Genomic DNA, 6,959 nt, shown 5'->3' on the forward strand with positions numbered 1-6,959 from the left:
GATCAGCTCGATGGTGTGCGGGGTGGCCGGCTGCGGAGTGTTCTAGCGATGACTTTCCGCGCTCGCCGCGGTCTGTATCGACATGACCGAACAACGCATACACGCCACCACAACCGTCAACGCCCCGATCGAGACCGTCTTCGAGGTGCTCGCCGACCCGTCGACGCACCAAGCGATCGACGGCACCGGATGGGTGCGCGAACCGCTTGACGCAAAGCCGCTGACCGAGATCGGCCAGGTCTTCCTGATGGGCATGTACCACGACAACCATCCGGAGAAGTACTACGAGATGGCCAACCGCGTCGAGGTGTTCGACCCGCCGCGAGCCATCGCGTGGCAGCCGGGCCAGGGGCCCGAGCAGCGGGGCTATCTGATGACCGGCACCGAACTCCAATGGGGCGGCTGGATCTGGCGGTACGACCTCGACGCCGCGGGGCCGGGGCAGACCGTGGTCACGTTGACCTACGACTGGTCGAACGTGGCGCCGCACATGCGCGACATCGAGTTCCCGCCCTTCGAGCCCCAGCACCTCGACAACTCGCTGAAGAACCTCGCCACCCTGGCCGAGGAGCGCGGCGCCCGAGGCTGACCCGTCTCCCCGCGAGCGCTCAGTTAGGTACAGAAAACCGGTCGGAAAACGTACAAGGGTGAGCGCTCGCGGGTGGTGCGGCTAGGCCTGTAGCTTGCGGACAGCCTCGATGCGGGCCCGGAGCTGATCCGTCGTCGCCGCCGCGACGGCCGGGCCACCGCAGATCCGGCGCAGCTCCTTGTGGATCCACCCGTGGGGCTTGCCGGTGCGGTGGTGCGCGATGGACACCAGCGTGTTGAGTTCCTTGCGCAGCTCGCGCAGTTGGCCGTGTGTCGAGACGCGGGGTACCTCGCCCGAGGCGGTCTGGCGGGTCAATTGCTCTTCCTGCCTGCGCCGCAACAGGTCCCGCATCTGATCGGGGGCGAGCAGGCCGGGGATGCCGAGATAATCGGCCTCGTCCTCGCTGCCGACGGCCGCCGCGGTGCCGAACGAGGAGCCGTCGAAAATCACCTGGTCGAGTTCGGCGTCGGCGCCCAGCATCTCGAAACCGTTGTCCAGCTCGGCCGGTTCGTACTTCTTCTTGTTGGCGTCCTCGAGCGCCGCGTCGTCCCACTCGCCCTGCGACTCACGGTGCGGCTTGCCCAGCGCGTGGTCGCGCTGCGCCTCCATCTCGCTGGCCAGGTCGAGCAGTGACGGCACCGACGGCAGGAAGATGCTCGCGGTCTCACCGGGCCGGCGGGACCGGACGTAGCGGCCGATCGCCTGCGCGAAGAACAGCGGGGTGGACGCCGAGGTCGCGTAAACCCCGACGGCCAGGCGCGGCACGTCGACGCCCTCGGAGACCATGCGCACCGCGACCAGCCAACGCGACGTGCCGGCCGCGTAAGCGGCGATGCGGTCCGACGATCCGGGGTCGTCGGACAGGACGAGCGTCGGCGCTTCCCCGGTCAGCGTCGTCAACACCTTGGCGTAAGCACGCGCGGCCTTCTGGTCCGATGCGATCACCATCGCGCCCGCGTCCGGTACGCCGCCGTTGCGCAACTGGGAGAGCCGGGTGTCGGCGGCCTGCAGCACAGCCGGTATCCACTCGCCGTTCGGGTTGAGCACCGTGCGCCACGCCCGCGCGGTCTGCTCGGCGTTGAGCGGTTCACCGAGCCGCGCGGAGTGCACGACATCGTCGCTGCCGGCGCGCTCACGCCACCGCGCCTCCCCGGAGTAGGCCATGAACACCACCGGCCGCACCACCCCGTCGGCGAGCGCGTCGGCGTAGCCGTAGACGTGGTCGGCGCGTGAGCGCAGCACCCCCTCGCCGTCGGGTTCGTAGGTGACGAACGGGATGGGGCTGTCATCGCTGCGGAACGGCGTACCGGTCAGCGCCAGCCGTCGGGTGGCGTCGTTGAATGCCTCGCGCATCGCCTCGCCCCAGCTCTTCGCGTCGCCACCGTGGTGGATCTCGTCGAAGATGACCAGCGTGCGGTGGTTCTCGGTCCGTACTCGGTGTCGGGTCGGGTGGCTGGCCACCTGGGCGTAGGTGACGACGACTCCGTGATACTCCGACGAGTGGTGTGCGGCGCTGTTGGAGAATTTCGGGTCCAACGACAGGCCGAGCCTGGCGGCGGCCAGCGCCCACTGGATCTTGAGGTGTTCGGTCGGTACCACGACGGTGATGCGCTCGACGGTGCCGTCGGCCAGCAGCTCGCCGGCCACGCGCAGGGCAAACGTCGTCTTACCCGCGCCGGGGGTGGCGACGGCGAGAAAGTCCCGCGGTTTGGCGCCAAGATACCGCACCAAAGCCCGACGCTGCCAGCCTCGCAAAGCCTGGGTGTCGGGCGCTGTGTCTGCCCGCACCCAAAGACTCCTCACTGATCGGACAGCAGCCTAGCGCAACGGATTACGGCCGCGCATCTCCGCGTGGCGTGTCGCTGAACGGCCGGTGTGTCGGGCGTTGCTCGCGGGTGCGACGTGCGCCGGAGCGTCGAGCGGCCGGCGGCACTCGATGACCTGCCGGGGGAGTGTGCACAGCAAACACGATGCTTGTCCCGGCGCGACGTGGGTACTCTCCGCCAACCATGTCGGCAACCCCAACTCCCCCCAGCGACGACATCGACGCGTGCGTCCGTGTCTTCGGTACCCGCGTACACAACCTACGGGGCGTCGACGTCGCCGCGCCGCGCGACGCGCTGGTGGCCTTCACCGGCATCTCCGGATCCGGCAAATCGTCGCTGGCGTTCGGCACCATCTACGCCGAGGCGCAGCGCAGGTACTTCGAGTCGGTCGCGCCGTATGCGCGGCGCCTGCTCCTGCCCACCGGCGCGCCCAAGGTCGACGACATCACCGGGTTGCCGCCCGCCGTCGCGTTGCAGCAGCGCAGAGGGACGGCGACCTCACGGTCCACGGTCGGCACCGTCACGACCCTGTCCAACTTGTTGAGGATGTTGTTCTCCCGCGCCGGAACCTACCCGCGCGGGGCCACCGAACGACTCGACTCCGACGCGTTCTCCCCGAACACCGCCGTCGGCGCGTGCCCCAAGTGTCACGGCCTCGGCCGGATCCACGAGGTGACCGAGCAGACGCTCGTACCGGACCCCTCGTTGACCATCCGCGAGGGCGCCGTCGCGGCGTGGCCCGGCGCATGGCAGGGCCAGAACCTGCGCGACATCCTCATCACGCTGGGTTTCGACATCGACAAGCCATGGCGCAAACTGCCGAAACGCCAACGGGATTGGATCCTGTTCACCGACGAGCAGCCCACCGTCGAGATCGATCCGAGCCAGCACCCGGTCACCGCGGAGTACTACTACAACGGGACCTTCTCGAGCGCGGAACGCCATGTCAGACACACACTGGCGAACTCGCAGAGCGCCATGATGCGCCGGCGCGTCCTGCAGTACGTCGACAGCGTCGAGTGCGGAGTGTGCCACGGATCGGGGCTGCGGCCCGAGGCGCTGAAGGTGACCTTTGCGGGTCACAGCATCGCCGACTACGTGGCGATGCCGCTGGTCGAACTCGCTGACGCGCTCCGACCGACCGCGTCGCGCACGGATGCCGCGCCGGCGTTCGAGTCGACAGCGTCCGGTGAGCACACCGAGGTCGCCACGATGATCGCCGCCGATCTGGTCGCCCGCATTCAGGTGCTCATCGACCTCGGGCTGGGTTATCTGACGCTGAACCGTCGCACCCCTACCGTGTCACCGGGTGAACTGCAGCGACTGCGCCTGGCCACGCAACTGCGGGCCGGACTGTTCGGGGTGCTCTACGTGTTGGACGAGCCGTCGGCCGGCCTACACCCCGCTGATGCGGAGCCGCTGCTCGATGTGCTGGATAGGCTTCGGCGAGCGGGAAATTCGCTGTTCATCGTCGAACACGACATGGATGTCGTGCGTCGAGCGGATTGGATCGTTGACGTGGGCCCCGGCGCTGGGGAGCTCGGAGGGCGGGTGCTCTACAGCGGGCCTGTCGACGGCCTGAAGGACGTCGAGGAGTCGATCACCCGGCGCTATCTGTTCGACGGCGAGGCGGCCGAACCGCGGACGCCGCGCGAACCGTCGTCGCGGCTGCGACTGCGCGGCATCTGTTTTCACAATCTGCGCGACGTGGATGTCGACGTGCCGCTGGGCGTCTACACCGCGGTCACCGGCGTTTCCGGTTCGGGGAAGTCGACGCTCGTGGTGAAGGTACTCGGAGATGTCGTGAACCGTCATCTGGGCCGCGCGGTGGGTCTGGCCGAAAGCGACAGCGACAGCGACGATTCCGACGCCGAGATCGTCGACCTCGATCACGACGCCAGCATCGGGGTCACCGCAGACGGTGTCGATGGGATCGACCGGCTGGTCGCCGTCGACCAGCGACCGATCGGACGCACCCCGCGTTCGACGCTGGCGACCTACACCGGCCTGTTCGACGCCGTGCGACGGGAATTCGCTGCGACGCCGGCGGCGCGCCGCCGGGGCTGGACGGCGGGCCGGTTCTCGTTCAACGTCGCCGAAGGCCGATGCGAGACCTGTCAGGGCGAGGGCTTCGTGTCGGTCGAATTGCTGTTTCTGCCAGGCACTTACGCCACCTGTCCGACCTGCGGAGGTGCCCGCTACAACGAGGCCACGCTGCGGGTGCGCTACCGCGACCACACCATCGCCGAGGTCCTGGCGATGACCGTCGACGAAGCCGCACAGTTCCTCGACGACATCCCCGGTGCGTCCCGGAGCCTGGCGACGCTGCGGGAGGTCGGTCTGGGTTATCTGCGCTTGGGGCAGCCGGCCACCGAGCTTTCCGGCGGGGAAGCCCAACGCATCAAGCTGGCCTCGGAACTGCAGCGGCCACGCCGCGGCCACACGCTCTATGTACTCGACGAGCCGACGACGGGGCTGCATCCGGCGGATGTGGACCTGCTCGACGCGCAACTGCATCGCCTCGTCGACGCGGGGAATTCGGTGGTGGTGGCCGAACACGACATGCGGATGGTCGCCGGGGCGGACTGGGTGATCGACCTCGGACCGGGTGCGGGCCACGACGGCGGCCGCATCGTCGCGGCCGGCACACCGCAGAAGGTGAGTCAGGCCGAGGGAAGCCGCACGGCGCCGTACCTGGCCGCGCGGCTGGTCACTCGATGAAGAAGTTGTCGTTGCGGATGAACCACTCCCGGCGCTCCTCGTCGGTGAGGTCGCCGAGCGCGGCGAAACCTTCGAAGTACTGTTCGCGCGGCGCGCCGGGAGCGAACAGGATCAACAGCGACGCGGGGGCGTCGGCCTCGTTGCGGAAGCCGTGGATGCCGCCGGGCGGCACATAGAAGAAGTCGTTGGGATTGCCGTCGAACCAGTCGGCGCCGTCGTAGAGCCGCACCGTTCCGGACAGTACGAAGAACGCCTCGGAAATCGCTCGGTGAAAGTGCGGCCCCGGCCCGCCGCCGTTCGGTGCGATGTCGACGCGGTACAGCCCGTAGTCGCCGTCGGTGGCCTTCTGATCGGCGAGGTAGTGGTACTTCACGAGCCCGAACGAGTCGTAGTCGGCCGGCTCAGTGCCGCGTCGCACCCTGCCGCTGACCTCCGCTTCGGGCGCGGTGTATCGCGGAGGTGGGTAGGGCGGCACCTGCCGGGGATCGACGAGTGACATCCCCACCCACCCTGCCACTGTCAGACCGTCGTGGGTACCGGGTAGGTGACACCGGTCAGTTGCTCCGACACGGTCCACAGCCGCTTCTGCGCCGCTACGTCGTGCGACAACCGATTGGACGCGACCACGACCGGATGCCCGCCCTGTTCCAAGAAGCCGTCCGGGCCGTAGTACTGCCCGCCGATCACATCGGGGTCGGTTGCAGCGCGCAGGGAAGGCAGAGCTCCCATGTCGGCGTCCTGAAGCAGGGGTTCCAGCAGTTTGAAGACCCCGGCCAGCAGCGGCGGCGAGTTGCGGCCCAGTTCCGATCGCGAACCGCCCGGATGCGCAGCGACGGCGATGGAGTCGGTGCCCTGCAGCCGGCGTTGCAGTTCATAGGTGAACATGAGGTTGGCCAGCTTCGCCTGCCCGTAGGCACCCACCCGGCGGTAGCCGTGCTCCCACTGCAGGTCGTCGAAGCGAATCCCGTTGCGCGCGAAACGATGCCCCGTGCTGCTCACGGTCACGACCCGCGACCCCGGTGCGGCCAGCACCCGGTCCAGCAGCAGCCCCGTCAGCGCGAAGTGACCGAGATGGTTGGTGCCGAACTGCAGCTCGAAGCCGTCCTCGGTGATCGACTTGGGGGTGAACATCACGCCCGCGTTGTTGATCAGCAGATCGATGACGTCGTGATCGCTTCTCAGTTGCTCGGCCGCGGCACGGATCGATGTCAACGACGTGAGGTCGAGCTCTTGTACGTCGACGCGGGCGCCCGGGGTGGACTGCTCGATACGGCGCGCGGCGTCGGCACCCTTGCCGGTGTTGCGGACGGCGAGCACGACATGCGCGCCCTTGGCTGCGAGCGCCGCCGCGGTCTCGTAGCCCAGGCCCGTGTTGGCACCGGTGACGACGGCGGTACGCCCGGCCTGATCCGGGATGTCTGCGGTTGTCCAGCTGGACATGATTTCTCCTCGGTAGAGTATTAAGCGGAGCGGGCGCCCCGGTTCTTACGCATATACGGAACGCACGCCCCGTTTAATTCCATTCCCGAGGTGACGATGTGAGTGCGACCGACCGACCCCTGCGCGCCGACGCCCTGCGCAATCGGGCCCGCGTGCTGGAGGTCGCGTACGACGCCTTCGCGACCGACGGGCTCTCGGTGCCGATCGACGAGATCGCCCGTCGCGCCGGCGTCGGCGCGGGCACGGTGTACCGCCACTTCCCGACCAAGGTGGACCTGTATCGCGCGGTCGTCGAGAACCGGATCGACAGCCTCGTCGCGGAGGGACGGGCCCTGACCGAGGGCGTACCGCCCGGAGAGGCACTGTTCGTGTTGCTGCGGTCG

Annotated in this window: 6 protein-coding genes; 3 read left to right on the forward strand and 3 right to left on the reverse strand. The window is 68.4% G+C overall.

What is annotated here, in order from left to right; genetic code table 11:
- Positions 1-82 precede the first annotated feature (82 nt).
- Entirely contained in the window at positions 83-589 is a 507-nt protein-coding gene (locus A5698_RS23070) for an SRPBCC family protein (protein ID WP_068301615.1), read from the forward strand.
- A gap of 81 nt (positions 590-670) precedes the next feature.
- Here A5698_RS23070 and A5698_RS23075 read toward each other — a convergent pair whose 3' ends face one another.
- Positions 671-2,377 carry a DEAD/DEAH box helicase gene (locus tag A5698_RS23075; protein ID WP_068301619.1) on the reverse strand — a complete coding sequence of 569 codons (1,707 nt, stop codon included), beginning with the start codon at positions 2,375-2,377 and terminating at the stop codon, positions 671-673.
- Positions 2,378-2,598: 221 nt separating this feature from the next.
- Here A5698_RS23075 and A5698_RS23080 point away from each other — a divergent pair, with 221 nt between their 5' ends.
- The gene (locus A5698_RS23080; protein WP_068301622.1) at positions 2,599-5,136 is read left to right on the forward strand and encodes an excinuclease ABC subunit UvrA; all 2,538 of its coding nucleotides are present in this window, start codon (positions 2,599-2,601) and stop codon (positions 5,134-5,136) included.
- Here the strand turns inward: A5698_RS23080 and A5698_RS23085 are convergent.
- Together A5698_RS23085 and A5698_RS23090 are read right to left on the reverse strand one after the other, a co-directional pair.
- On the reverse strand, positions 5,126-5,635 hold the full coding sequence (locus A5698_RS23085) for a cupin domain-containing protein (RefSeq protein ID WP_068301625.1): 510 nt from the start codon (positions 5,633-5,635) through the stop codon (positions 5,126-5,128). The genes A5698_RS23080 and A5698_RS23085 overlap by 11 nt on opposite strands.
- A gap of 20 nt (positions 5,636-5,655) precedes the next feature.
- On the reverse strand, positions 5,656-6,576 hold the full coding sequence (locus A5698_RS23090) for an SDR family NAD(P)-dependent oxidoreductase (protein ID WP_068301629.1): 921 nt from the start codon (positions 6,574-6,576) through the stop codon (positions 5,656-5,658).
- Between the two features lie 98 nt (positions 6,577-6,674).
- Here A5698_RS23090 and A5698_RS23095 point away from each other — a divergent pair.
- The coding region (locus A5698_RS23095; RefSeq protein WP_156670863.1) for a TetR/AcrR family transcriptional regulator at positions 6,675-6,959 on the forward strand (285 nt) is incomplete at its 3' end.

Source organism: Mycobacterium sp. E136 (assembly GCF_001666865.1).
Lineage (GTDB): Bacteria > Actinomycetota > Actinomycetes > Mycobacteriales > Mycobacteriaceae > Mycobacterium.